23 protein-coding genes are annotated in these 23,942 nt (G+C 54.7%); 8 read left to right on the top strand and 15 right to left on the bottom strand.

From position 1 onward, the window contains the following. Window positions 1-72 precede the first annotated feature (72 nt). Together H6815_12535 and H6815_12530 are read left to right on the top strand one after the other, a co-directional pair. Window positions 73-1,047, top strand: coding sequence for an alpha-ketoacid dehydrogenase subunit beta (locus H6815_12535; GenBank protein ID MCB9861268.1), 975 nt, complete (start codon window positions 73-75; stop codon window positions 1,045-1,047). Between the two features lie 26 nt (window positions 1,048-1,073). Further along, the gene (locus H6815_12530) at window positions 1,074-1,799 is read left to right on the top strand and encodes a hypothetical protein (GenBank protein ID MCB9861267.1); all 726 of its coding nucleotides are present in this window, start codon (window positions 1,074-1,076) and stop codon (window positions 1,797-1,799) included. Window positions 1,800-1,868: 69 nt separating this feature from the next. Here the strand turns inward: H6815_12530 and H6815_12525 are convergent, their stop codons facing one another. The 3 genes from H6815_12525 to H6815_12515 all read right to left on the bottom strand — a co-directional run bounded on the left by H6815_12525 (window position 1,869) and on the right by H6815_12515 (window position 8,123). After that, window positions 1,869-3,404: an SEL1-like repeat protein gene (locus tag H6815_12525; GenBank protein ID MCB9861266.1), complete on the bottom strand. Its 1,536-nt coding sequence runs from the start codon at window positions 3,402-3,404 to the stop codon at window positions 1,869-1,871. A 133-nt stretch (window positions 3,405-3,537) separates the two neighbouring features. After that, window positions 3,538-7,614, bottom strand: coding sequence for a preprotein translocase subunit SecA (gene secA, locus H6815_12520; protein MCB9861265.1), 4,077 nt, complete (start codon window positions 7,612-7,614; stop codon window positions 3,538-3,540). A gap of 167 nt (window positions 7,615-7,781) precedes the next feature. Next, window positions 7,782-8,123: a hypothetical protein gene (locus H6815_12515; GenBank protein MCB9861264.1), complete on the bottom strand. Its 342-nt coding sequence runs from the start codon at window positions 8,121-8,123 to the stop codon at window positions 7,782-7,784. Window positions 8,124-8,338: 215 nt separating this feature from the next. Here H6815_12515 and H6815_12510 point away from each other — a divergent pair, with 215 nt between their 5' ends. Then, window positions 8,339-8,800 (top strand): hypothetical protein, encoded by a 462-nt coding sequence (locus H6815_12510; GenBank protein MCB9861263.1) that lies wholly within the window; start codon window positions 8,339-8,341, stop codon window positions 8,798-8,800. A 13-nt stretch (window positions 8,801-8,813) separates the two neighbouring features. Here H6815_12510 and H6815_12505 read toward each other — a convergent pair whose 3' ends face one another. From H6815_12505 to H6815_12470, 8 genes are all read right to left on the bottom strand, one after another. Next, window positions 8,814-9,209 carry a hypothetical protein gene (locus tag H6815_12505; GenBank protein ID MCB9861262.1) on the bottom strand — a complete coding sequence of 132 codons (396 nt, stop codon included), beginning with the start codon at window positions 9,207-9,209 and terminating at the stop codon, window positions 8,814-8,816. Then, window positions 9,206-9,904, bottom strand: a complete 699-nt coding sequence (locus H6815_12500) for a hypothetical protein (GenBank protein MCB9861261.1) — start codon at window positions 9,902-9,904, stop codon at window positions 9,206-9,208. Before H6815_12500 ends, H6815_12505 begins: the two co-directional genes overlap by 4 nt. Before the next feature lie 49 nt (window positions 9,905-9,953). Then, a complete protein-coding gene (locus H6815_12495; GenBank protein ID MCB9861260.1) occupies window positions 9,954-10,667 on the bottom strand; it encodes a hypothetical protein in 714 nt (237 codons plus the stop codon). Window positions 10,668-10,698: 31 nt separating this feature from the next. Then, window positions 10,699-11,424: a hypothetical protein gene (locus tag H6815_12490; protein MCB9861259.1), complete on the bottom strand. Its 726-nt coding sequence runs from the start codon at window positions 11,422-11,424 to the stop codon at window positions 10,699-10,701. 427 nt (window positions 11,425-11,851) lie between these two features. Then, window positions 11,852-12,295, bottom strand: coding sequence for a hypothetical protein (locus tag H6815_12485; protein ID MCB9861258.1), 444 nt, complete (start codon window positions 12,293-12,295; stop codon window positions 11,852-11,854). After that, window positions 12,292-12,735, bottom strand: coding sequence for a hypothetical protein (locus H6815_12480; protein MCB9861257.1), 444 nt, complete (start codon window positions 12,733-12,735; stop codon window positions 12,292-12,294). The genes H6815_12485 and H6815_12480 overlap by 4 nt, the downstream gene beginning before the upstream one ends. After that, on the bottom strand, window positions 12,732-13,091 hold the full coding sequence (locus H6815_12475; GenBank protein MCB9861256.1) for a hypothetical protein: 360 nt from the start codon (window positions 13,089-13,091) through the stop codon (window positions 12,732-12,734). The genes H6815_12480 and H6815_12475 overlap by 4 nt, the downstream gene beginning before the upstream one ends. 54 nt (window positions 13,092-13,145) lie before the next feature. Beyond that, on the bottom strand, window positions 13,146-13,634 hold the full coding sequence (locus H6815_12470) for a hypothetical protein (GenBank protein ID MCB9861255.1): 489 nt from the start codon (window positions 13,632-13,634) through the stop codon (window positions 13,146-13,148). A gap of 356 nt (window positions 13,635-13,990) precedes the next feature. On the opposite strand from H6815_12470, the gene H6815_12465 reads away from it, so the two are divergent. Next, on the top strand, window positions 13,991-15,445 hold the full coding sequence (locus H6815_12465) for a DEAD/DEAH box helicase (GenBank protein MCB9861254.1): 1,455 nt from the start codon (window positions 13,991-13,993) through the stop codon (window positions 15,443-15,445). Here the strand turns inward: H6815_12465 and H6815_12460 are convergent. After that, window positions 15,442-16,098, bottom strand: a complete 657-nt coding sequence (locus H6815_12460) for a DUF2238 domain-containing protein (protein ID MCB9861253.1) — start codon at window positions 16,096-16,098, stop codon at window positions 15,442-15,444. The two genes, H6815_12465 and H6815_12460, sit on opposite strands and share 4 nt — an antisense overlap. Window positions 16,099-16,192: 94 nt before the next feature. Here H6815_12460 and H6815_12455 point away from each other — a divergent pair, with 94 nt between their 5' ends. Then, on the top strand, window positions 16,193-17,572 hold the full coding sequence (locus tag H6815_12455) for a class I SAM-dependent methyltransferase (GenBank protein ID MCB9861252.1): 1,380 nt from the start codon (window positions 16,193-16,195) through the stop codon (window positions 17,570-17,572). Between the two features lie 16 nt (window positions 17,573-17,588). Here the strand turns inward: H6815_12455 and H6815_12450 are convergent, their stop codons facing one another. The 3 genes from H6815_12450 to H6815_12440 all read right to left on the bottom strand — a co-directional run bounded on the left by H6815_12450 (window position 17,589) and on the right by H6815_12440 (window position 20,160). Beyond that, a complete protein-coding gene (locus H6815_12450) occupies window positions 17,589-17,825 on the bottom strand; it encodes a hypothetical protein (GenBank protein ID MCB9861251.1) in 237 nt (78 codons plus the stop codon). Between the two features lie 274 nt (window positions 17,826-18,099). Continuing rightward, the gene (locus H6815_12445; protein MCB9861250.1) at window positions 18,100-19,293 is read right to left on the bottom strand and encodes a thiolase family protein; all 1,194 of its coding nucleotides are present in this window, start codon (window positions 19,291-19,293) and stop codon (window positions 18,100-18,102) included. Window positions 19,294-19,404: 111 nt separating this feature from the next. Then, a complete protein-coding gene (locus H6815_12440; GenBank protein ID MCB9861249.1) occupies window positions 19,405-20,160 on the bottom strand; it encodes a PAS domain-containing protein in 756 nt (251 codons plus the stop codon). Between the two features lie 133 nt (window positions 20,161-20,293). On the opposite strand from H6815_12440, the gene H6815_12435 reads away from it, so the two are divergent. Genes H6815_12435 through floA form a run of 3 tightly spaced genes read left to right on the top strand, consistent with a single transcriptional unit; the run spans window position 20,294 to window position 23,928 of the window. Then, complete coding sequence (locus tag H6815_12435) at window positions 20,294-22,234, top strand: ATP-dependent Clp protease proteolytic subunit (protein MCB9861248.1); 1,941 nt, start codon at window positions 20,294-20,296, stop codon at window positions 22,232-22,234. Between the two features lie 50 nt (window positions 22,235-22,284). After that, window positions 22,285-22,815, top strand: coding sequence for a hypothetical protein (locus tag H6815_12430; GenBank protein ID MCB9861247.1), 531 nt, complete (start codon window positions 22,285-22,287; stop codon window positions 22,813-22,815). 54 nt (window positions 22,816-22,869) lie between these two features. Then, window positions 22,870-23,928: a flotillin-like protein FloA gene (floA, locus tag H6815_12425; GenBank protein ID MCB9861246.1), complete on the top strand. Its 1,059-nt coding sequence runs from the start codon at window positions 22,870-22,872 to the stop codon at window positions 23,926-23,928. Window positions 23,929-23,942 lie beyond the last annotated feature (14 nt).

Raw genomic sequence — 23,942 nt, 5'->3', positions numbered from 1 at the left:
TGCTCACCCTATCGAACCCAGAACTTCGCGGCCTATCGATGCCATTCGCATCATGCTTTCCTACCATCGTCCATGGCACAACTCACCCTCGTCCAGTCGATCAACCAGACCCTCGCCTACGAGATGGAACGCGACGAGCGCGTCGTCTGCCTCGGTGAGGACGTCGGGCTCAATGGCGGCGTTTTCCGCGTCACAGAGGGGCTCTACCAGAAGTTCGGCGCTGATCGTGTCATGGACACCCCGCTCGCAGAATCGGGGATCATGGGCACCGCCATCGGGCTTGCCATGGCTGGGATGCGTCCCATTCCCGAGATCCAGTTCGAGGGGTTCATGGGGCCAGCCTACGACCAACTTGTCCATCATGGTGCCCGGTTCCGCACACGAACCCGCGGCGCAATCACCGTACCGATGACAGTTCGCGTGCCCGTTGGCGGCGGCATCCACGCACCGGAACTCCACTCGGATTCGCCCGAAGCAGTCTACGCCCACACACCGGGGCTCAAAGTCGTCATGCCATCAACGCCGTACGACGCCAAGGGACTGTTGCTGTCAGCCATCCGCGACCCTGATCCTGTCGTGTTCTTTGAGCCGAAGCGCGTGTACCGCGCGTTCCGCGAGGAAGTGCCGGACGAAGACTACACCATCCCGATCGGCGAGGCCAAGGTCGTCTCTGAGGGCACCGACATCACCGTCGTCACTTGGGGCGCGAGCGTCTTCCAGTGTCTCGAAGCGCTCGACAACCTGCCCGAGGACATCTCGGTGGAACTCATTGATCTGCGCTCGATCTATCCGTTCGACGAGGACTGCATCGCTGAGAGTGTGGCGAAGACCGGGCGATGCGTCATCGCGCACGAGGCCTGCCTCACTGGCGGCATGGGTGCAGAAATATCGAGCATTATCCAGGAACGCTGCTTCCTGAACCTCGAAGCGCCCGTTCAGCGCGTGGCAGGGTTCGACACGGTCATGCCATACTACAAGCTGGAACTCGACTACCTGCCCGACTCCAAGCGGATCAGGTCAGGCATCGAGGCGTGCCTGGCGTATTGATTCAAGTTTTTTTCATATGGCAATGAATGCAAAGCCACATAACTGATTCACTTAAGAAAATGCAAATGGGCTGGGCCCACTGTTCTCGCAATATGTGGATTACAGCTGCAAGCAATGCCGTCAGATCAATAGAGCATAGAATCTCTTTTCCAAGCGCAGCCTCGGCCGATGGTGTTATTGAGAGTATAGTCCTTGCTGCAATGTCGATGGAATGCTTCATCAATGAGCTTGTTATCCATTTGGATCTCGACCAGCTCACTGGATGCAATCCACGGCCGACAGAGCTGGTAAACACCGCATCTCTGGTGTCAATGTTAGAAAAAAACAACGCTCGCGCACTCTCCAAGTACAGGGCTGCTTCAATTGTATTAGGTGGCAATGTCCTTTGCGACGGAAGCGAACCATTGCAAAGCGCACAGCAACTAAATGATCTTCGCAATGAGTTAGTACATTTAAAACCCAAGGCAACTAATAACCCCGGGAAAGCCCATGGTGCTGTTGTGGATCTTTTTAACAGGGGATACTGCATTAATAAACCTGGTGACAAAGATGTGCTTGCAGGGTGGTATTTTCAAATTCAAAGCCCGCAAGTTGCAAAATGGGCATGCCGATCTGCCTTTAATCTAATTTGGCATATTGCAGAACAGCTCGAAAAAGTAGCTAGGCCACATCATTGCGCATGGATATTCACAGACCATGTCCGATTCGGCTGGCAATCACATAAGCAACATTTTATTGATCTTTGGCGGTGAACACAGAGGCATATCCTGTCAACGAGAGCAAGTAATGCGAGCAGCGCTGGGAAGTGGCATCGTGTTCGGTTACCCGGCAGGCACATGCTTGTACGTACCACCCGATTCATTTGCGATCTTCTTCATGACCTTCTGCGCCTTGTTCGAGCCGAGCGTGAAGGTGTAGATCGGCACCCGCGTCTTTGTGTTTGCTTCCTTGATCGCGTTGGCAACCTTGTCGCTATGCGACACGTCGGTAATGAAAAAAATGGCTTCCGGCGCGGGCCTGAGTGAGAGCGCGTGCTCAATCGCGAAGGCCGGGTTCGATGTTCCCTGCGGCTTGACAGCCATGATCTGCGAGATTGCTCGACGCACGTTGCGCGGTGTCGCTTGCGTCCAGTCGGTGCTGCCACCAAGCGGAACTGGCTGGTCGTTGTAGAGGCAGATAGAGAACATCTTGTCTGCGTGCAGTCGATCCAACATTGTGATAAGTTCGCCACGCAGTTTCGGCATCTTCTTGTTGCCGCTCATCGAGTTCGACACGTTGCAGACAAATGCAACACGATCATGTGGCACCTCAACGCCGAAGAAACCCACCTCGCTCCACTCGGTATCCTTCACCTCACGCTGTTGGTTTATCGACTTTGTGCGCCAGTCGTTGGCAAGGGAATCCATCCTTGGGACACCGCGTCCCTCGCGATACAGAATCCCCAGCGCGCGCATGGCGCTCGGATTGCCACCCTCAGCAGCTGTACGATACAGATCGGCTGCAGCCTCGTCGTCCTTGGCAAACCCGGTTCCCTGCTCGTGCAGTTGTGCGAGCAGAAACATCGCCTGGTACTGGTTCTGATTGGCCGCTGCTTCGAGCCATTGCACTGCCTTTGTCGTGCCGCCCGCGATCTGTCGCTTCTCAAGAAAGAGCTTTCCGAGCAGATACATCGCTTCAGCATCGTTCTGGTTCGCAGCATATTCGAGCAACGTCTTTGCACGCGCCTCACTCCGGACAACACCTTGCCCAGCCAAACATAACCGGCCTAATCGCTTTGATGCGCCCACATGCCCAGCATCAGCGGCACGCTGGTACCACTTTGCAGCCTCTGCTACATCAACCATCATGCCGGTGCCATCCTCCATGCACACACCAACATCAAACATCGCATTGATATCGCCGGACTGCGCTTCTGCCCATCGCTGCTCGGCAAAGGCGCGAAGTGCAGCGGCCTCATCCGGTTTGTACAACTGATTGATCTTCCTGAGTTCAGTCAGCACACCGCGCAAGACCTCATCATCCGCATACTGGGGATGTGTTCGCATTGCTATTGTTGAAACGAGCGGCACAGATGCCACATCGTGCGAATAGAACACAGCTATCGCAGCATCTTTCCAGAGTTCGGCTGTTGCAGTATCCGAAAGTTCGAGATTATTGAGCTGCGGTGTGAGCACATCATTCAGCAGGGCGAAGGCGCGTGCGTCGCGCTCTGTTCGCTCGTCGAGCGTCGCAATCCGATCGAGTTCTCGATCGGCCTGAGCAATGGCGCGAGTCACCTCCGGTGGAACCTCGCTCGTCTGCGCCTGCACAGCCCACGCACATGTCAAAGCACAAAACATTCCAAGCAGTGCGCGCATACTTCCTCCCAGGCTTATTTCAACAAGAGAAAGTATACAGCATTCTCACGCGAGACGGAGCATCAAACAGAGCAAGGCCGGATTGCCCGATCCACCTTGTGAGTTTCTCTTGTGTAATGATGCCGCAGACCGGTTAGAAGCCAGCTCCGATGATCCCGCCGCCAGCGATGCCACCACCGGTATTGATCGGGCCGGCGCCCGCCCTCTGCTCCTGCTGAGGCGGATCTTGTGGCGGCATCATCTGTTGTGGAGGACGCTGCTGGGGCGCATTCGGACGAAGCTCGACTCGCAGCACATCGTCTGTCACGCGATCGATGACATCGCGCATCATCTGGCGGTAGATCCGTGCACCCTCGCGTTTGAACTCGTTGCGTGGATCGGTCTGCGCCATCGCGCGGAAACCGATGCCGTCGCGAAGCTGATCCATCGAGTGCAGGTGCTCACGCCATGCGGTGTCCAGTGTGTGGATAAGCAGATGCTGTTCAAGATGCTGCATCTCTGCTCGCAACATCATCTCGACGCGCCCCTGGATTGCCTGCTCGCGCTCTTCGCCCTTCAAACCAAGCAACCAGTCCGGCAGCATGGCGTCTGTGCCGAAGCGCTTCGTGAAGTGCGCTTTCAGTGCGTCGCTGTTGGGCTGAGAAATCGCATCTGCAATCTCTTTCTTGATGCGACCAGAGTTCACGAACTCGCGTGAGGCTTCAAGCAATCTCTCGCGGATCTGTTGCGGTGATTGTTTCATCGCATCTTCAGCAGTGAGCCCAAGTTCGTAACGCTGATTCGCCCACTCGATGAATCCCTGCATTGCGCCCTGCGGATTCTGGCCCATCTGGGATTGGGTCAGCATGAGCCGGAAATCGACGGGATAGCGAATCTCCTTTGCCTTATACACCTCTTCAACGCGCGACATGATCACTGCTTCGGGCGCATCCTTCTCTTCATTCGTTTCCGTATGACGATGCAGCGCCTGCAGAATCTCGTCTCGCGTTACTTCGACCTCAAACTTGCGCTTCACCCAGCCCGCAAGCTGATCGGGGCCGTAGTTCTTGTCGAGATACACGGGGACTTTGTCAAGATTTGCGTTCTCGATCCCAACAACTGCCGCTTCTTCCAGCGCATCCTGAATTGCTCTTCGAGCTTCAATACCGCCGGCTTCAATCTCCGCGATATCAAGATCGACGCCAAATCGTGACTTTGCCCAGTTCACAATCGCAAGCGCATCGAAATCAACCTTGACCTCAGAACCAACATCCGGCATGTACTCACCGAGGGTCATGTTGATGAGCTGGCGCGCGTCGTGTCCAGCTTCACGCCGAATCATTGTGTCGATCTCACGTGCATCCTTACGGCGCATGCGCTCGGGTGAAATCTGGCTCTTGACATGCTCTCGCGCGTATTCGGCAATGCACTTGTATCCATAATCCTCATCAAGATACTCGTCGGCCTTGTCTGCAATTGCAGTTTTCAGGTACTCGGTAATAAGACCATGCACGTCACGACCCTCGAGCACGCGCTGGCGTAACCCGTAAAACGCTTGGCGTTGATGCTCCATCACCTCGTCATACTCAAGAATCTGCTTTCGATACTGGAAGTTGCGTTCTTCCACTTTGCGCTGGATGCCAGCAATCGTCTTTGAGAGCAGCGGACTGTCAACAGCGTCACCTTCCTTCATCAACCCGAGCTTCGACACGACACCCATGCGTTTATCAACACCAAAGAGTCGCATCATGTCGTCTTCGGTTGATACAAAGAACCTGCTCGACCCCTTGTCGCCCTGACGACCCGAGCGTCCGCGAAGCTGGTTGTCGATGCGCCTGCTGTCGTGACGCTCTGTGCCAACCACGTGCAACCCACCCATATCCTCAATAGACCCGTACCAGCGGATATTGTGCAGAATCATTCTGCTCTCAGCATCAAGTGCATCGCGAAGTTGGTCCGCGTTCATGGACTGGATCTTGCGTTCGCTAAGGAGCGTGTTCTGATATGTCCAGTGGCGAAGGAGCTCAATCTCAAGCTGATCGAACTGCATATCTTCCGCCTGCTTCTTGTCGATCTCCAAAAACTTCGGGGCGATCTTCCGGTACACCTTCTCGCGAAGTGTCTGATCGTCATCATCGACCGAGAGTGTGCGAGGTGCGATGTCACGCTTGAGCCAGTGCTCTCGCAACGCTTCGCGTGTCAGCCTGCCAAGTTTGATGTCTGTACCGCGACCAGCCATGTTGGTCGCAATCATGACCGAGCCAAGCTGACCTGCGTCCTCAATGATGTTGGCTTCGCGCTCGTGCTGCTTCGCGTTGAGCACGTTGTGCTTGATGTTATATTTCTGCGACAGCATCGACGCAACAAGCTCGGACTTCTCAACACTGGTCGTGCCGACGAGGATCGGCCTGCCCACATCGTGGAACGTCTTGATCTCATCAACAATCGCGTTCCACTTGTCCTTCTCGCGCATGTACATGCGGTCATCCGAATCGATACGACGGATCTGCTCGTTTGTCGGGATCGAAACAACATCGAGGCTGTAGATGTCGTGGAACTCCTGGGCCTCGGTATCGGCGGTACCCGTCATGCCGGACAACCGCTTGTACATCTTGAAGAAGTTCTGGATCGTGACCGTTGCAACAGTCTGTGTTTCCTGCTTGATTGGCACATGTTCCTTGCACTCGATTGCCTGATGCAGCCCGTCGGACCACTGGCGTCCGATCATTGGACGGCCCGTGAATGTGTCAACAATGACAATGCTCGGGGTCGGTCGCTGTGTCATCTGGTCAGGCACATCCATGACGATGTAATCGCGATCGCGCTGGTAGACAACATGCGCGCGCAGCGACTGTTCAAGCAAATGGGGAATATCCATATTCTCATCAACATAGAACGAGCCAAGCCCGGCTTTTTTCTGCGCTTCTGCGACACCATCGTGGGTCAGTGTGACCTGCTTGCGTTCTTCTTTGATCTCGTAGTACTGCGTGTGCGCATCGCGCTCAAGCTCCATCTGTGGAATGGAGGACTTGAGTGACTCAACCTCCTGTTTCCACGCTGGCACTTGCGACTTGTCTCGAGTGTTCCGGATGTCGCCCTCAAGTCCCTTAATGCGTTCCTCAGCCCTCGATATTTTGTCATCAAGCTCCTGCCACGGCCTTTGTTTCTCGACAAGAAAACGAGCCAGACCATCGGCAAGCTCATACCGAGGCGTCGACTCGTGCGCGGGCCCCGAGATAATGAGCGGCGTACGGGCTTCATCAATCAGAATCGAGTCAACCTCGTCAACGATCGCAAGATCGCGACGACGCTGCACCTGCTGATCCACCGTCGGCTTCATGTTGTCGCGCAGGTAATCAAACCCGAACTCCGATGTCGTGCCGTAGACAACATCGCAGGTATACATGAGACGCTTGAGCCCTTCAGGCTGCATGTGCTGTGGGTGAATTGCACCAACTGTGAGCCCGAGCGCGTGGAAGAACGGCGCTGTCCAGTCACGGTCACGCTGGACAAGGTAGTCGTTCACCGTGACAACGTGAACCTTCATCCCGTCAGAAGCAACAAGAGCTGCAGCAAGTGGCGCGACAATCGTCTTGCCCTCGCCCGTCTTCATTTCTGCAATCTTGCCCTGATACAACACCATGCCGCCGATGAGCTGCACATCGAACGGGCGAGCACGGAACGGCGGGCGGCTTTCCGGATAGAGTTCGCGCACCGCGTAATAGAGCTCGTTCGGAATCCTTACACGTTTCCAGCCGGGGATCACCACGGTCGAACCAAGAAACTCGTCGTTCGCATCCACCTCACCCTGTGGTGGTGTTGGAGACTTTGCATCAGGTACAAATGTCCGTGGGATCAAGAGTGGAAGTTGCTTTGCCTCCTCAGCAATCTTCTTGTACAGATCCTGCATTGCGCGTGGCAGTTGGGACGGATCAAACTTTTGATCAGGGTTGAAGATTGAGCGGATACCGATCGAGCGATCCATCGCTTCGCGCCCAACAGCAAACACATCGACAAGCATATCTTCCGGGCTGGCGCCATCGCTGATCTTCTGTCGAAGACTCCGCGCCCGATCACGGATTTCACCGTCTGTCAGCTTGCGGATATCGTCTTCCTGCCCGCCGATCTGGCTGACCAGCGAGTTGTATCGTTTCACGAATCGTTCGTTCCGCGACCCGATGATCATGTTCAGGAGCGGGTCGATAAGCGGGATGCCTTGTTTGTTTGCCATGAGATTGTTCCAAGCATCACCCACGAAGTGAGTGTGTGATGAGTCATTCGGTTTGGAGTGATGTGCCGAGGCAGCGTTGCTATGCGAAACGCCACACTCTCAACACGTGCAAAGCCAGCGATACAGACGGCTTGCACACAATGTGGATATGAAAGACAAAGGGAGACTCAGCACATCGGCGGCGGCATATCCGCATATCCCATAGCAACCATCGCATCAAACTGCCGGTCATGAAGCGCACCAAGCATTGGCACGGAGGCACTCGCAACAAGCAACGCTGGTGTCATAGTGCAATCTGGCTGCTCAGGAACAACCAACTGATCGCCAGCAACAACCACAAGGCGCAATGTGCTTGACCGATATGCTTGCGACGCAATCGGCTGAGCGCCAAGTGTCAATGCACAAGCCAAAACCATCGTCAGCGTAAACAGCACAGAACCCGGCACTGGGCGCGAACCTGGCTCGCGCTGGGCAACTTCGGGCTGGAGTTGGCTGATGTGGTTAGTCACGTGAAAACTCAGATGCGCCAGAACGGATGTCCGGGACACAGAGTGTATCGGCTTCTTGGGAAGAATCGCCTAGAGATTCGGGATTTGATCAGTGGAATGCCCGGATCTTTGGGCCTTCCCTGCTGAATTTGACCATTTGATCATCTCAGACGTAGACCAAATCAGGGACACCCGCCGATATTGGACATTCCAAGCGACTCGTGTATCGTGCTTGCATGCCCGACAATCGTGACGGATGTGCCAGCAAACCTGACGAGCATGACGACGAAGCCGCTGCCCAGAAGCGCCCGCCGGAGACTGGCCACATGATTGCGACTCGCAACGCACTCCCAGCAACACGCAATAGTGTCACACACAAGTTCAGCGTGAATGGGCACGAGGGATACCTCACCATCGGCCTGTATGAAGACGGCTTGCCAGGCGAGATCTTTATCAAGATGGCAAAGGAAGGCTCAACCATGAAGGGCATGGTGCAGGCCTTCTGCCGAGCCTTCAGTCTTGCGATCCAGTACGGTCTTCCTATCGATGAGGCCTGCGCACGCTTCCGCGGCATGCGCTTCGAGCCGATGGGCATGACATCAAACCCCGACATCCCACAAGCAACCAGCATCGTTGACTATGTTGCCCACTATCTTGAGCACGAGTTTGGATCGACACAGGAGTCGAGCAGACTCTGATTCGAGGTCCATGTCACTCTCTTGACAGAATCCAGCGGCACTCCATATCTTCGCCCTCGTAGTATCCACACTTTTCAGGGATGCACGAGATCAATGTTCCATGCCCATGTCCAACAACTGCCCGAAGCGCATCATGCAGTCGCATCTCGTGCCCGTCTATATCGGGATTGCTTGAGATAATGTAGCAGTGCTCCGGCGCACCTCGCTGCACAAGCAGTTCGCATATTGATTTTGCAGACTGATCGCAAGGCGCAATAGGGACCATGTACCGCGTATCCAGATCCCCTAGGTGATCAAGCTCACGTATCAGCTTTGCTCGTCCACGCAAACTCTGAAGTAGCCCGCGATACCGCTCACGTTTGGTGGGTTTGAAAAAAGCCTTTACCATCGCCTGCTCATGCTCGTTCATGCTGCATGATTCCTGGCATGTACGCCCTTCCGAACAAAGCCACACTCGGGGCATGGCAACGCTGCATCAAGCCCCTCTCGTGAATACCCACATTGTGCGCACTTGCCACGCTTGCCTCTGCGGTGCGAACGCCATGAACTGAACCCAAGCAGAACGCCGAAGCAGAATGCTCCATAGAATACGGTATTGATGAGGAAGCCGGGAAAAATAGGAGCGAGTGGAAAAGTAAGAGAGGCGCTTGGGAAAAAGCGCGAGAGCCGGAATGCACCATACCTCTGTACAGGTGTACGGACTGCTGAGTAAGGTGACTCATATCGTTCGGAATACTTCAACGCAGTTGCTGGCCATCCTGTTCCATGAAAAACGGTGTATGTTGGCAGGCTGTTCCACTGGGGCGGGCGCAGGTACGGAGGCCAATGTCTTGCTGCCACCTTGTGCTCTTCAAGAAACTCCTTCGGCAGTTCATTCGGCTGTCCGTCCTCCTTGCTCTTTATATAGTGGACAACACGGTGCCATGCGTTTGCTTCACCCAGAATGTCCCAATATGCAAGTTTGTACTCTCCTTGCCACCACCCAAGGTGAACAGGATTGAGCGCAGGCCCAAACATTGCAGCCCACGACACCAACACCGTCACAACGGCGCCGACAATCAGCGAAACAATGCCATGACGGAGATGTGTTCGAGCGTATTTCACTTCGGCATTGTACGAGAAAGCACATTTGGTATCAGGGCCGAGGTGGTAATCATGATGCATTTGGCACACATCCACACTCTGGGCACGGCAACGCTGCATCGAGCCCCTCTCGCAAGTACCCGCATTGTGCGCACTTGCCACGCTTGATTCTGCGGTGCGAACGCCATGCACCGAACCTGAGTGTGGTGCCGAGCCAGATCATCGCATAGAGCAACGTGTTGATGAGAAAGCCTGGAAAAACGGGTATCAAGGGAACTGCTCGAGGAGTCGGTGCCTCCACCATCGGTTGCTTCGTTGGCACACTCGGCAGTTCGATACCGCCAGTTGTCTGGTACCGAATATATGGCTCTGTCTGAAAGATCGCAGAGTGCATTTCACATTTCATCGCAGGTGTCGGCCAGCCGGCTTGTACCACTCTTGGCTGGCCCATTGCATGATCGAACACTTCCGGTTGCATACTGGCAGGAATGTCATTGAGTTCGATCTGACGCAATAAAAAGGACGTATCGTAATATCTTGACAGAGTAAGGTTCACACTTGAGTACACATTGACTCGACACAGTGCATTTCTTCCCTGCGTTACAGTCCAGAACGATTCATTCGTGGGGAGAGAGATACCACCGCCTGGCACGATTGACTGTGTTTGCTCCCAATATACTTTCAGCGGAATAAACACCGCAACCCACGACACCAGCACCGTCACAACTGCGCCGAAAATCAACGACACGACGCTACGACGGAGATGTCTTCGAGTACTCGTCACTCATGCATTATACGAATAACTGATCTTGATGTCAGAACGTCTGTAAGTTCGCTTGCAATCGTGCTGGCTTTGGCACACATCCGCACTCTGGACACGGCAATGCTGCATCAAGCCCCTCTCGTGAATACCCGCATTGTGCGCATTTGCCACGTTTGATTCTGCGATGCGAACGCCATGCGCTGAACCCGAGAGTAAGGCCGAGCCAGATGATCGCGTAGAACAATGTGTTGATGAGAAAGCTGGGGAGAACAGGCATGATGGGGAGCACATTCGGCCATGCGCCAAACGACGGAGGGAGACGCACCCCTCCTCGCACGATCAATGGAGTACGCGATCCAGAGCTTCCATCTTCCATAACTATCGAGTACATCATCGCATGACAGGGCCAGCCTGAACCTCGATAGTTTGCTTTCAGATGCAAGTGATCAATCGACCGAGGTCGCAAATACGATGGAAGCATGTCAAGTTCAATCTTCGACGTAAGTTCGTTTGGCCATTTTCCCTGCGACACGATGAGAGAACCAGAAAGTTCAGCATAGTCAACACTCTGAGCCCATGCGTTTCCAGCCATCATGACAACCCAGCACTCATCTTTTATCGAACTCTGGGTGAGTTGGTACGCATCGCCGTTTGTCCAGCCTAACAACCCACCGCATGTCGGCCACAGCATAGCAACCCACGACACCAGCATCGTCACAACTGCACCAACTGCGATGGATACAGCGCCACAACGGAGATGTCGTCGGTTCGTCGCCATAGTCACATTGTACTGGGGAGTCTCCACGCACTCTGGCACTCGGGACAGATGGTCACGCCGTGCTCATCTGCGGGCAGGTTTTTCAGTGAGTAACCACACGCGGGACACACAAATCCGCACAAGCACAAATCCTTTGCTCTGTTTGCATTTGTTTCACTCGCAGCACGCAAACCGTACACGATAGAGACAACATGGGCGGCAAAGAACAGCCCAAAAGAGAGTAGGCTGAAAGCACCTGCCACGTTTGTCCTGTTGAAGTTCGTTAGCCAGCATGCGAGCAGACTGAGCATACACATGTACAGAAAGAGACGTGGCACCGAGCCTGCCATTGCTGAGCCATACATCGCGAGCCAACATGGGTTCGGTTCACGTCGAAAGAGCGCGACCTCACGAAAGTACGCATCCCTCACAGTGCTTCTGATCCACTTCATTCGGCTTGCTCCAGCCTCCACGTGCTCTGGCATTCAGGACAGATAGTCAGAGCATACTCATTTTTCGGCAAACCAGCAATGGAATAGCCGCAAGACGGGCAGATGCGATCTCGCAAGCACATATGTTTCATTGCGTTCGCGTGCTTGTGATTTCTGACAACCTGATAGAGAATCCCTGCAAGACAATACGCAATCGCACCGGAAGCACCACCTATGGCCCCATCCATTGCACTCCCTGACTTTGCATATACAACTGCCCAACCCGTAACTCCATAAATAAGCGGAACTCCAACAAAGAGAAAGTATGGATTGATATGCTGCTGTGGTTTTTTCTTCTTCTTTTTCTTTCCGCTGACTTTGAAATCTTCCGGGTACACCATGCGATAGAGCCGCAAGATTGAGCCCGCATCATCTCGCACTTTCCCATGGAATCGTCTCATTGTGCGAGTATCTCCTGCAATCTCCACGCAGCGCCACATTCCGGGCAGACAGTAAGGTTGGCTTCGTTTGCTGGAACCTCAGCAAGTGAGTAGCCGCAGCTTGGGCAGATGCTCTCGTGCAGGCACTTTGTTCTGATACGGCCCGTGTTCATCCTGTTGCTGACAATCGCAACAGGAGACATGACAACAAGCACGAAGCACACTGGCACGATGGCCATCAACAAGACAACCATGTATTCGCCGGTAACAACCGCAAGAACACACGCCGGTCCCGCCACACCAAGCGCGATGAGCACATCCACATACACCGGCCATCTGCGGCCCTTGCCAGACGAAGGCGACTTAATACCTGCATGGACCCAATCCGCAGAGCGCAAAGATCGATACAGCGTGACTGGTTTGCCAGTGTCGTCATAGACTTTCCCCCGAAACCACTTCACTCTGTTTTCTCCGACCGCAACGTCGCGCCACACTCCGGGCAGACAATGAGCGATCCGGTATGTAGGGCATGAAGTATGTGTGGTGGTGCAGGCTCGGGAGACGGTGGTTTCTCGGTCGGTTTCATCTTCCACTCTGAGCCACACTCGGGGTAGATCGCTGTATCATCGTCTTCGCTGATTGCGCTCAGCGACGCTTGCAGCGCGTGAAACTGCTGTCTCTCGAATCCTGTCCGTGTCTGGAACTCCCAATCTCTCAGTGCTTCATTGGTTTCATTCAATGCGCTGCGCACGAGATCAACCTCATCCACGGTGAGCTGGATCGTGACGCACGTCGGGGTTGAGCTGATACACCTCATTGTGTTTTCTCTTCAACGTATGTGTGACCAGTGACAGAACAGGATGCCCGCGTGTTATCCTTCATAGTCTTCAAACAGACACTTGCCGATTGTGACATTCGAGGTGCCGCTCAGTTCGAGCTCAACGCCTGATACTTCCTGCTCAAACCATTCATCCGGGAGTCCGGTCAGTCCAGCACGTTCGAGCGTTTTCCGCAACTTTTCTTCCAGCTGAGAACAGTCACTTGGAACACTGCTTACAACAGACCCCTTGGTCTGACTCTCGTATCTTGTCCAGTGCAACGAGAAAACCGGCGCAATAAAACTTAGTCTCACTGCCAGCATATAGAAAATGCCTGCATCTCCTTCGCTGAGATTCACTTCGTACCGATTGCAGAACGCATAGTCGAAGGACGTCGCGTTGACAACAGCGTGTGGGGCGCACGCTTCCTGCACCAACAAGAGGTATCGCTCTCTCTCCCAGCCAAGCAGCCAACCGTTTGGAGGACGTTCACGGTACTGTGTGCGGATATCATTGACCACTGCTTCGATCGTCAGGTCCATACCAGCACCCTCACAGCCTCATGGTTATTGCACACAACTAATAGACCACCCCACCGAGATGTAGCGCCTGAGAAACCACAACTCCATCACTTTGAGAACACTCCATCGCACTATTTCCGTATTCTGTTCGCCTTTTTCAACAACCAGCCTACTATACACCTCAACGCCAGTGGCCCCGTTCTCTGTTTCCGCCAACACAACGGCAGTGAAACACCGGGAATCATCTGGCAGCGCCGCGTCTGACACGCGGATCGCTCACCAGTCGGCCACACGTGTTCCAATCGTTTTGGGCACCAAAGCCCACACCAGTCAGGTCGCACGGAGATGCCGCTGCGCCCGAGGAGATCGTTCTGTTGTTGCATTTTTCTGATATCGAACTCGCAAAGCCCATCCTCCGCGCTGTCAAAGATGAGGGCTACGACACCCCCACACCCATCCAGGCGCAAGCAATTCCATCCATCATGCAGGAGCGTGATGTCCTTGGTTCAGCACAAACCGGCACCGGCAAGACCGCTGCGTTCGCACTGCCCGTGCTCCACCTGCTCCACACGCAGCCCATTGATAAGTCACGCCGCGGCCCCATGAAGCCGCGCGCTCTTGTGCTCTCACCAACGCGCGAGCTTGCGACGCAGATCGGTGACAGCTTTGCTACGTATGGCAGACACACCAACCTGCGTCATACCGCGATCTTCGGCGGTGTCAGCCAGCATCATCAGGTCAAGGCGTTGCAGCGCGGTGTTGATGTCATCGTCGCAACACCGGGCAGACTCATGGACCTCATGGAACAGCGCCTTGTTGATCTGACTGATGTTGGTATCTTTGTGCTCGATGAGGCCGACCGTATGCTCGATATGGGATTCATCCATCCGATCAGGCGCATCGCAGCCGCACTTCCAGAAAAACGCCAGACGCTGCTGTTCTCTGCAACCATGCCCGCCAGCATCAAACATCTGGCGGACTCGCTGCTCAACGATCCTGTTCGTGTCACAGTCAAACCAGAGAAAGCAAACACACCGAAGATTGAGCAGTCGCTCTATCTTGCTGACAAGGCAGTCAAACCGGTGCTGCTTGAGCACCTGCTACACACGAGCAAGGTTGAACTGGCCCTTGTGTTCACACGCACCAAGTTTGGCGCGGACAAACTGACGCGAAAGCTCGGCAGGTCGGGTTTCCGTGCTGTCGCAATCCACGGGAACAAGTCCCAGAACCAACGCCAGCGAGCACTCAACGCGTTTCGCTCGGGCAGGTCACCGATCCTTGTTGCAACCGATGTTGCTGCGCGAGGCATTGATGTTGATGGCGTATCGCACGTCTTCAACTTTGATCTGCCGAATGAGGCCGAGGCGTACGTCCATCGCATCGGGCGCACCGGGCGTGCAGGAATGGCGGGTGTTGCGATCTCGTTCTGCGCACGCGACGAACGCGGATATCTGCGTGACATTGAAAAGCTTATCGGCAAGCGGATCAACCAGACAAAGGTTCCTGATGAACTGCACGCAATCGCACAGAGCGAATCGCATGAGCATGATGAGGACAACTGGGAAGCAGAGACCCAGCAGCCTCAAAGATCACGCTCGGATAATCCGCAGAGACCATCCACTAATAAGAAGCGGATCCGCTCGCGATCGGCTCGTCGGAACCCGTCCGAACCAAATGAGACACAAGCAAAGCAGCGTCCCTCGCGCCGCAAACGTGCACCGCAATCCAGAGGCAATGACCATCCTCTCGGCGGCGGCAGTAACTCAGTAAACGCGCGCAGGCGCACAGCAAAGAAGCTGCATCGTGGCAATCGCGCAAGTTCCGCACGTTAATGCGATCGAAATGATGCTTTACTCATGTGAAGCAGAACCCCTCCGGCAAACGCGCCAACAGTGTTGCTTACAAGATCCCAGCCAGTGTTCTCATATCCACCGACTCCGTTATTCTCATCAATCAGGGTGATGATGAACTCCGCCACTTCGTTGAGTGCCCCGAGCCCCATCCCCGCGAGCATCGAGCACATAATGATCGCGGTGTACCCCTTTGGCATCGAGTCCGGTGCTGCACTGATCGGTCGCACACTTCGCAAGAGCACATGACCACACGTCAGCGTTGCGCTGAAGAATCCGAACATGTGCACGATCTGATCGTACCGCGGCAGCCACGAATGCAGGCGCAGCGCGTACAGCACATTTTTGTTACCTTCCTTGGTTAGCTCCGGATCGATGTGGACTGTGCCGCCCGCGAGATGGAGCAGCGCCCACACTGCGAGCAACCAGAGCACGTGCAACGGCAAGCCAACACGTCGATGGATCACCATGACGACAACAACCTCAACAATCGTCATGACCGTGTAGATGATGAACTCGGTGCTGCCCTGATAGAGTGCCAATGCTCCAAACACAACGATGCACGCAACAACAAACAGAACGATTGACTTTGGCATTGGGTGTTGTGCGGTGACATCTGACATTGTGTTGTCCATCGTGTCTGAATGATACTCGTTCCCTTCTACCACCAGACGCAAACCCGTCATTCCTGGACAGATAGCGGCAGATCACACTTCCTACAGTGGCTTGATGCCAATCGCAAGTTCACACGAGATCAGCAGCACTGAGAGTTCCACGCGAACCAACGTTGTGTACGATCGAAGCACATGGCCTGCATTTCCCACACTCTCTGGCGACAGCGAACAGTTCCTTGGGGCGCAGAGTTGTTGGCCGTTTCCCGAGTGGCTCGACAAACAATCTGCCGCAGTACAGATGCTTGCCAGACTCTATGAACAACCGAGATCGTGTCCAAAGTGCATATCGCCGGAAGCGGGCATGCTTCTGCATGCACTGACACAAGTGATAACACCAAAGCTTGCTCTTGAGGTCGGAAGCTATCTCGGTGTTTCCACAATTTGGATGGCAAGCGCCATGCGCAATACTCTATCACCACGCACAGCAAGGCTCTTTGGCACGGACATATACGGATCGTGGCCGAGCAACACAATCCACGACAGGATGGTGCGATGGGCGAAGCTGCAACGGGCAAAGAGGCACATTGCGCAATCGCAGTTGCAACGGGTAGCCCAACTTCACATCGGTGATGCCCAGACGCTTGTGTCACGTGTTCACGCAGCAGCACACATCGCGGGGCACGATCCGTTAGTTGGTATGGCTTTCATTGATGGGGATCACACGCTCGCAGGAGTCGCGTCAGATCTGAATGCGATAGAGCCGGTGCTTGGCAAGGGATCGTGCGTTGTATTGCACGATGTGTTCCCCGAGCAGTGTGGGTGCGATGGCCCACGCCTGCTGCTCGATCATCTCAGCACGCACGTATCCGGCACATATGAGATGTGCGATCTGTACACCGCACCGTTGAACTACGGCATCACAGTGCTGCGAAGGCTCGATGGAGTCGAGATCTCACCTGCAACATATGACAATCTCCAACACGATCATGACGCAAGAGTCATGATCGCCTTTGCACTGGCACGCAACCTGCATCCATCCGAAGTCGTCTGCTCTGGGAATCTTCACATGGATGTCATTAACGCACTCGCATCAGGCATGGAACTCGCCCGGATTGATCCACTCAGATCAAAGGGGGAAACACCGATTTGCCAACTCATCATGCTTGAGAACGACAACACGAACCAAACTCCTTCGCCAATATCAACTAACACCATCTTCGCTATGCATGCGATCAGAACAAACATGGGCACGAAGGTTGTACGCACACATACTGATGCTCCATGCACCAACATAGATATGTGCGTGATTGAAGCCGAGAACGACTCGGACACTCACGCGATACAGCAACTGATCACACAACTGCATGTTGGCGGACATGTGCTGAGCTTTGGCTCTCATCCGCGCGACATCGCAAGCCATCTCAATATACCAATGCAGTGGTGCAGGCTCCGCGAACACCCATGCCCAATAGATATTGGACAGCGTGTAACTTGAAGCAGTTTCAGCCGACTTAGCTCAGCTTCCACGCTGCCTCACACTCAGGGCAAACAATCAATCCGCGTTCATCGGGCGCAAGATCCGTCACAGAATACCCGCAGCCTGGGCACCAGCCTGAAATCAGGCAGGCACGCCCTGTATCGCGAGCGCGATCCTTATTGCGCAATACAAAGTAGAACACAATCATCCCAACGAAAACGACAACAGAAGACAAACCGAGCAGCCATGATCTGCTCTTCTGGCCAGACATCGCAAACCAGAAAAAGAGTCCACTATGAGAAAAAAGAAGTATCGCGAGTACACGCCGAACAGGCCTTGATGCACTTGTATCCCAACCTCGATCGCCTTCATCTGACAACACAGTATCTCTTCGCTGATACCAGCGAAAAAGTACTACTTTCTTTCCTGTATCATCCTGTACTATGCCGCGCATCCATCTCATCGCAATCATTGTAGAGCAAAGAAAAAACCACTGGCATGATTGCACCAATGGTTCCTTTTATTGCCGTGTTTTGTGACAAAGATCAGCAGGTCTCAACAACCATTGCGACAGCGTTGCCACCGCCGAGACACAGCGCTGCAACACCTCGCTTGCCGCCGGTGCGATGGAGCTGATGCACAAGTGTTGTCAGCACACGCGCACCGCTGGCACCGATCGGGTGGCCGAGCGCGATGCCACCGCCACCAATATTGAGCTTATCCTCGGAGATGCCGAGTTCCTTGATGTTGCACAGCACCTGCGCAGCGAACGCTTCGTTGATCTCGAACAGGTCGATGTCGTTGACACTCAGCCCGGCTTTTGCGAGTACACCCGACACGCCACCAATAGGCGCTGCGAAGATATCCTTCGGATCAACACCGTGCGTGTGGTACGCAAGGATCTTGGCGATTGGCTTGATGCCCAGTGAGTTTGCCTTGTCCTCAGAGCACACCGCAACCGCTGCAGCACCATCGGAGATCTGCGAGGCATTGCCCGCGGTCACGCTGCCATCCTTTGTAAAGACTGCTCGTAATCTTGCAAGCCCATCGGGCGTGGAATCGCCACGAATGCCCTCGTCAGCAGAGACACCGCCGTCAGGTCCCGGATTCTTGCGATTGCCAACCTGCTCACCGGTCAATGCAACCATCTCGTTGTTGAACCAGCCCTGCTGAGTCGCCTTTGCAGCACGCTGATGCGACTGGGCGCTGTAACGATCCTGCTCTTCGCGCGAGATGTTGTACTTATGCGCGATATGGTCGGCTGCATTGCCCATCGCCCAGCACTCGAACGCGCATGTCAGCCCGTCGTGCGCCATCACGTCCTGCATTGTGGCTGGGCCATACTTCACACCAGATCGCACATGCGCAAAGTGCGGCGCAGCTGTCATATTCTCGAAGCCGCCAGCAATGACGCACTCGTTATCGCCAGCCTTGATCGACTGGGCCGCCAGCATTACCGCCTGCAAGCCAGAGCCGCAGACCTTGTTGATGGTGACGGCATTCATCGAACTGGGCAGCCCCGCTTTGAGCGCAGCCTGACGAGCGGGATTCTGCCCAAGCCCAGCCTGGAGCACACATCCCATGATCGTCTCACCAATGTGTTCCTTGATGGAGGGAACCTCATTGAGCACTGCCTGTATCGCAAACGCACCGAGTTGCGGCGACGGAACACTGCTCAGTCCGCCAAAGAACTTGCCGACCGGGGTTCGCTTTGCTGACACAATCACAGGAACTGCCATACCACTAGACCTCTCACGCTGGGGGAAACGATGAACAAGACCCAAGATCCGCAGCACGCATCTCGGGGCCGATTCTAGACGAACTGTTTGATGTTTCCCGCCAGAGGAGGGTTACAGTTCGGTATCTTCGATGGACGGCTCATCCTTCAAACGCTTCAGTGATGCGTCGGCGAGTTCGAGGCCAGCACTCCGCGCAATCTGTCCAAGCCGAATCCTGCTGGATTCACCCAGCTTCTTCGCAATTGAATCGCGATGCCCCTCGATCGTCTTGGGCGACCGGAACAACACCTCCGCAATTTCCTGCGTGGTCAGTCCCTGTCCAATGAGCGCAAGCACCTCAAGCTCTCGCGTGGAAAGCACATCAAGCGGGCCAAGATCCATCACACCCGATTCAAACACAAAAAAATCCTCGTCTTCTCCCTCAATTGTGTGTTCACCCTCATGTGTGATGGAAAGAAACTGCATCGCTTCACCCGGAGGCGTTGGGATAGCATGAACCGTTGATTGCAGTTGTCGACCTCGTCTGATATGTCGCATGATGGCGGGCTGACCTGTCTCTGCAATCCGTCGATACACCTTGAGTCGCTCTTCTACCCACTCCTTTGATGCGACATCGTACATTGACTTGCCAATAACGACACCTGGATCGTCGACACCAACAAAGAGTTGTGCCGACTTCTTGTTTGCGTAGACAATTACCGCATCGAGATTCGTAATCACCACACCAACCGCTGGATCAGCAACAAACATGTTCCAGACAGGAGAAACACCGACTGAAGTCGGAGGGGTCTTCGAGTTTGAAGAGGAAGGATGAGTCGTGTCGCCTTCGGTCACCGGGGGAAACTCCCTGTTTTGACCCGTGGTCATGGGCGTAGTGTACCACAAACAGCGATTTACTTCCGAAAGAACCATCGATTCAGACAAAGAACCAATCAAATTAGACCGATAACTTTACAAAAAGTTGAAACCCCCTGGATCCACACCCGAGTTAAAATACAACGTGAAGTTAAATCAACCCCATCCTGCTGCAAGTGAAACCAATCCCCAGTCGTGGAACGAGAGCGTGTTGTCAGGCACGCTCATGATGTGGCTGGCTGTTGTACTGCTTCTTGCAGGCACCTTCTCACCAAAGTCAGCCTTCGTGCCAAGTCCCATCGCAGGCAGTTCATCTGCTTTGCAATCACCGCGTCAGCAAGACGCCACCAAAGCGCAACCCAAGCGAGTGTTCTCTGTTCCCGCTGGCCTGCAGTCAAAGCACGTCATTGTCATCCCACTCTCACGAGAAATCGACAACATCACAGCATCCAGCGTGATACGTCGAATCAAGGTTGCAGAGCAGGCTGGCGCCGACGCCATTGTTATTGAGATCGACTCCCCAGGCGGTGAAGTCGGAGCAGTGCTCGATATCACGAGCGCAATCAAGTCGTCCACCGTTCCTCTGACTGTTGCGTGGGTGCATGATAGTGCGTATTCGGGAGCTGCAATCACCGCGCTCGCCTGTGATCACATCATCACATCCGATCCATCAGCAATGGGTGACGCGTTTCCAATTATCCTCGGATTTGAAGGTGTACAGCAGGTGCCCGAAGAACTCCGTGTAAAAGTCTTCCCACCGCTGATTGCCGAGGTCGTCGACTCCGCTCGAAGGAACGGTTACGACGAATATCTGTCGCAAGCGATTGTCATGGATGGCGTGGAGCTGTGGCAGGTCGAAAACATTGAAACAGGCCAGCGCATCTGCGTTGATCGGAACGAGTACAAACTGCTCTTTGGGACAGAGCCTTCAACCGGCAAGCCTCGTATTCAATCAGGCAGCAGACGGCTGCACAGTTCAGCACGGAGTCATGTCTCTTCACCCACACCTTCTGATACCCCTTCAGCAGAAGACACACAAGCGCAACCAACCAACCAACCAACAGTAAAATCCAATGACGATATTGACTTTAAGCCCGCATTCGATGTTGGCTCAGAGCTGCGCGAAGCTATCTCGACCAGACTGGCAGAACGCTCTCACAGACCGGCCCTGACAGCAGATGATGCTGGGAAGTGGAAGCTTGTTGAGTACGTATGCGATGGCAATGCGCCAATCGTCATGGGTCCTGATGACATGATGGATTTGGGATACGCGATCGAGATTGTTTCAAACGATGAAGAAATGAAACAGTTCTTCGGTGCCGAGCGAGTTGACAGACTTGATCCGGAATGGACCGAATCACTCGCCGCTTACCTTGCCATCCTCGCCAACCCACTAATTCGTGCAATCCTGATCGCGATCTTTCTGATCGGTCTCATGCTCGAACTGAGTGCGCCCGGTGTTGGAGTGCCAGGTCTTATCGCAGCCGCCGCGGCAATCGCAATGCTCCTGCCTGCAATCCTGCTCGGAATTGCAAGCTGGTGGGAACTTGCGGCGATGGGGCTGGGGATCGTGCTGATCGCTCTCGAACTTTTCGTGATTCCCGGATTTGGCATTCCGGGGATCGCTGGAATTATCCTGCTCTTTGGAGGACTGGTTGCAACATTTGTCGGACCGGGCGGCGGTCTGATTCCCGCATCACCAGCATACCGCACCGAACTCCTCTACGGATTTGTGTATGTGGTGCTGGCAGTCGCGGCTGCGAGTGTCGCCTTCTACTTCCTGACGAAGAACTCGCAGCGATTCCCGATGTTCCAGAAGCTCGTGCTTGCGAGCACTGTCAAATCGCCAGTTGATCAGGAGAACTCGGTTGATCCACTGATCGACATCATGCGGCCGATGAAAACCACCCTGCCCAACGTCGGCGCAACAGGCGTGGTTGTTTCTCCACTCAGGCCCTATGGAAAAGCTGAGATCAACGGCGTTGTCATTGAGGTTGTTGCCGCGACGGAATCTGCAGATACGGGCGATGCCATCCGAGTCGTCGCTATTCGAGGCACCCGGATCGAGGTCGAGCGTTCTACCTGAGTGACAAAGCAATATGGGCACCGTGTTGGTATCGGAGACTATCATCAGGCATGCCAGTTGATCCTCTGTTCCTCGGCCTTGCACTTGTCGTCATCGGATTGGCACTCATCCTTGTGGAAGTGCTGATACCATCGCACGGCTTGATATCCATCCTTGCACTCATCTGCGTCATCGTCGGCATCGCGTTCCTCTGGAAGCACTCCATGGTCTGGGGTATTTCAGGAATGCTTGCTGTCATGGTGCTCGGTCCTGCGGTTGCCGCCTTTGCGCTGAAGATACTCCCCAACACGCCTATGGGCAGGCGCATGTTCGGGGAGATGCCCGAAGATCTTGTCGAAACCGAACGACGCGCCAAAGAGGAGCACACCCAGAAGATGGCCACGCTGGTGAGTCGCACCGGCAAAGCAATCACCCCACTTCGGCCGATCGGCACGATTGAGATCGATGGCGAACGCTTCGAAGCGCTCGCAGAGTTGGGAGCCATCGAACGCGGGGATACCGTCCGCGTGAGCGCCATTGTGGACAACCAGATCAAGGTCAGAATCCACAAGGAATCAACTGACACCTTGTCTCAGGCATAACGCCACTATGATGCAGCGTCGATCCGACACCAACTTGGACTGGAGAGATCATACATGAACGCCCTCCCACACCTTTCTGTGACACTCGGTGCATCCCCCACCGAGGTTGTCCTCATCATCGTGGCTGCAGTTGTTGCACTGTTCATTCTCGCGATCTTCGCGCTGATGGCAAAGTACTTCATGCTCTGGCTGCAGGCAATGCTGTCCAAAGCGCCCGTCGGGATCTTTGAGATCATCGGCATGCGTCTGCGACGTGTAAATGTCAACGAGGTCGTCCTCGGCCGCATCCAGGCTGCCAAGGCCGGTCTTGATCTGCCGACGCCAGCACTCGAAGCCCATTACCTCGCAGGCGGTCGTGTCCGCAACGTCGTCCGCGCGATGATTGCTGCAAACAACGCACGCATCACACTCCCGTGGCACGTCGCAACCGCGATCGATCTGGCGGGTCGTGACATTCTCGCCGCGGTGAACACGTCCGTGAACCCGAAGGTGATCGACTGCCCCAATCCAAGTGCTGGTCGTCCAACCATTGACGCGGTTGCAAAGGACGGCATTCAGCTCAAGGCACGCGCCCGCGTGACTGTTCGAACCAACATCGAGCGTCTCGTCGGTGGTGCAACAGAAGAAACAATCGTCGCGCGCGTCGGCGAAGGCATCGTCTCCACCATCGGCTCGGCTGCGTCGCACAAAGCTGTGCTTGAGAACCCCGACAACATCTCCAAGACCGTCATGCAGCGCGGGCTTGACTCGGGCACCGCATTCGAGATTCTCTCGATCGATATAGCAGACGTCGACGTTGGCGAGAACATCGGCGCAAAGCTCCAGGCTGATCAGGCAGAAGCCGACAAGCGCCGATTCCAGGCCGAAGCGGAAAAGCGTCGCTCGCTCGCGGTCGCGCTCGAGCAGGAGAACAAAGCCGAGATTCAGCGCAACCGCGCACTCGTCGTGCTCGCAGAAGCCGAAGTCCCCAAGGCGATGGCAGAAGCCTTCCGCTCCGGCAACCTTGGTGTCATGGACTATTACAAGATGAACAACATCCAGGCCGATTCGAAGATGCGCAAAGCGATCGCGGGTGACACCAGCGATGCGTCACCGAAGCAGCCGGGAACCTGATTTCGGATTGGCAC

The organism is Phycisphaeraceae bacterium (assembly GCA_020639155.1).
Classification (GTDB): Bacteria; Planctomycetota; Phycisphaerae; order Phycisphaerales; family UBA1924; genus JACKHF01.
The sequence above is the reverse complement of the archived record's forward strand: the minus strand, read 5'-3'. Positions and strand labels throughout refer to the sequence as shown.